The organism is Pseudomonas sp. dw_358 (assembly GCF_018449655.1).
Taxonomy (GTDB): Bacteria; Pseudomonadota; Gammaproteobacteria; order Pseudomonadales; family Pseudomonadaceae; genus Aquipseudomonas.
This window is the reverse complement of record NZ_JAAVUX010000035.1, coordinates 1-3,342: the sequence shown is the minus strand read 5'-3', so window position 1 is coordinate 3,342 and position 3,342 is coordinate 1. Positions and strand designations below refer to the sequence as shown.

Here is a 3,342-nt window from a genome sequence, read left to right as displayed (position 1 = left end):
CGTTCTTTAAAAATTTAGGTGTGTGATAGAAGTATAGACTGATGGCCACTTTCACTGGTGGGTATCAGGCTAAGGTAAAATTTGTGAGGACTCTTGAGAGTTTTGCGAATTTTCGGCGAATGTCGTCTTCACAGTATAACCAGATTGCTTGGGGTTATATGGTCAAGTGAAGAAGCGCATACGGTGGATGCCTTGGCAGTCAGAGGCGATGAAAGACGTGGTAGCCTGCGAAAAGCTTCGGGGAGTCGGCAAACAGACTGTGATCCGGAGATGTCTGAATGGGGGAACCCAGCTGTCATAAGACAGTTATCTTGTACTGAATACATAGGTGCAAGAGGCGAACCAGGGGAACTGAAACATCTAAGTACCCTGAGGAAAAGAAATCAACCGAGATTCCCTTAGTAGTGGCGAGCGAACGGGGACCAGCCCTTAAGTGGCTTTGAGATTAGCGGAACGCTCTGGAAAGTGCGGCCATAGTGGGTGATAGCCCTGTACGCGAAAATCTCTTTGTCATGAAATCGAGTAGGACGGGGCACGAGAAACCTTGTCTGAATATGGGGGGACCATCCTCCAAGGCTAAATACTACTGACTGACCGATAGTGAACTAGTACCGTGAGGGAAAGGCGAAAAGAACCCCGGAGAGGGGAGTGAAATAGATCCTGAAACCGTATGCGTACAAGCAGTGGGAGCAGACGTTGTTCTGTGACTGCGTACCTTTTGTATAATGGGTCAGCGACTTATTTTCAGTGGCGAGCTTAACCGAATAGGGGAGGCGTAGCGAAAGCGAGTCTTAATAGGGCGTCTAGTCGCTGGGAATAGACCCGAAACCGGGCGATCTATCCATGGGCAGGTTGAAGGTTGGGTAACACTAACTGGAGGACCGAACCGACTACCGTTGAAAAGTTAGCGGATGACCTGTGGATCGGAGTGAAAGGCTAATCAAGCTCGGAGATAGCTGGTTCTCCTCGAAAGCTATTTAGGTAGCGCCTCATGTATCACTGTAGGGGGTAGAGCACTGTTTCGGCTAGGGGGTCATCCCGACTTACCAAACCGATGCAAACTCCGAATACCTACAAGTGCCGAGCATGGGAGACACACGGCGGGTGCTAACGTCCGTCGTGAAAAGGGAAACAACCCAGACCGTCAGCTAAGGTCCCAAAATCCTGGTTAAGTGGGAAACGATGTGGGAAGGCTTAGACAGCTAGGAGGTTGGCTTAGAAGCAGCCACCCTTTAAAGAAAGCGTAATAGCTCACTAGTCGAGTCGGCCTGCGCGGAAGATGTAACGGGGCTCAAACCAGGTACCGAAGCTACGGGTATCATCTTTTGATGATGCGGTAGAGGAGCGTTCTGTAAGCCTGTGAAGGTGAGTTGAGAAGCTTGCTGGAGGTATCAGAAGTGCGAATGCTGACATGAGTAACGACAATGGGTGTGAAAAACACCCACGCCGAAAGACCAAGGTTTCCTGCGCAACGTTAATCGACGCAGGGTTAGTCGGTCCCTAAGGCGAGGCTGAAAAGCGTAGTCGATGGAAAACAGGTTAATATTCCTGTACTTCTGGTTACTGCGATGGAGGGACGGAGAAGGCTAGGCCAGCCTGGCGTTGGTTGTCCAGGTTTAAGGTGGTAGGCTGGAATCTTAGGTAAATCCGGGATTTCAAGGCCGAGAGCTGATGACGAGTGTCCTTTAGGACGCGAAGTGGTTGATGCCATGCTTCCAAGAAAAGCTTCTAAGCTTCAGGTAACCAGGAACCGTACCCCAAACCGACACAGGTGGTTGGGTAGAGAATACCAAGGCGCTTGAGAGAACTCGGGTGAAGGAACTAGGCAAAATGGCACCGTAACTTCGGGAGAAGGTGCGCCGGTGAGGGTGAAGGACTTGCTCCGTAAGCTCATGCCGGTCGAAGATACCAGGCCGCTGCGACTGTTTATTAAAAACACAGCACTCTGCAAACACGAAAGTGGACGTATAGGGTGTGACGCCTGCCCGGTGCCGGAAGGTTAATTGATGGGGTTAGCGCAAGCGAAGCTCTTGATCGAAGCCCCGGTAAACGGCGGCCGTAACTATAACGGTCCTAAGGTAGCGAAATTCCTTGTCGGGTAAGTTCCGACCTGCACGAATGGCGTAACGATGGCGGCGCTGTCTCCACCCGAGACTCAGTGAAATTGAAATCGCTGTGAAGATGCAGTGTATCCGCGGCTAGACGGAAAGACCCCGTGAACCTTTACTATAGCTTTGCACTGGACTTTGAATTTGCTTGTGTAGGATAGGTGGGAGGCTTTGAAGCGTGGACGCCAGTCTGCGTGGAGCCAACCTTGAAATACCACCCTGGCAACTTTGAGGTTCTAACTCAGGTCCGTTATCCGGATCGAGGACAGTGTATGGTGGGTAGTTTGACTGGGGCGGTCTCCTCCTAAAGAGTAACGGAGGAGTACGAAGGTGCGCTCAGACCGGTCGGAAATCGGTCGTAGAGTATAAAGGCAAAAGCGCGCTTGACTGCGAGACAGACACGTCGAGCAGGTACGAAAGTAGGTCTTAGTGATCCGGTGGTTCTGTATGGAAGGGCCATCGCTCAACGGATAAAAGGTACTCCGGGGATAACAGGCTGATACCGCCCAAGAGTTCATATCGACGGCGGTGTTTGGCACCTCGATGTCGGCTCATCACATCCTGGGGCTGAAGCCGGTCCCAAGGGTATGGCTGTTCGCCATTTAAAGTGGTACGCGAGCTGGGTTTAGAACGTCGTGAGACAGTTCGGTCCCTATCTGCCGTGGACGTTTGAGATTTGAGAGGGGCTGCTCCTAGTACGAGAGGACCGGAGTGGACGAACCTCTGGTGTTCCGGTTGTCACGCCAGTGGCATTGCCGGGTAGCTATGTTCGGGAAAGATAACCGCTGAAAGCATCTAAGCGGGAAACTTGCCTCAAGATGAGATCTCACTGGAACCTTGAGTTCCCTGAAGGGCCGTCGAAGACTACGACGTTGATAGGTGGGGTGTGTAAGCGCTGTGAGGCGTTGAGCTAACCCATACTAATTGCCCGTGAGGCTTGACCATATAACACCCAAGCAATTTGTGACCCGAAAGGGCATCAGATTGCGGTGACTGTGGAGATGACACGAACCGAAAGTTCGCGATTCACAAACGAACCGATATCACACACCTGATTTGCCGAAGCGCGCAAGCGACTCGGTACCCGAATTTCTTGACGACCATAGAGCATTGGAACCACCTGATCCCATCCCGAACTCAGCAGTGAAACGATGCATCGCCGATGGTAGTGTGGGGTTTCCCCATGTGAGAGTAGGTCATCGTCAAGATTAAATTCCGAAACCCCATCTGCGAA

2 rRNA genes are annotated in these 3,342 nt (G+C 51.7%); both read left to right on the top strand.

Annotation, left to right across the window (positions count from 1 at the left end):
* Nucleotides 1-160: 160 nt before the first annotated feature.
* Nucleotides 161-3,053: ribosomal RNA gene (locus HB675_RS25565) — 23S ribosomal RNA — on the top strand.
* Between the two features lie 147 nt (nt 3,054-3,200).
* Nucleotides 3,201-3,316, top strand: a 5S ribosomal RNA gene (rrf, locus tag HB675_RS25560).
* Nucleotides 3,317-3,342 lie beyond the last annotated feature (26 nt).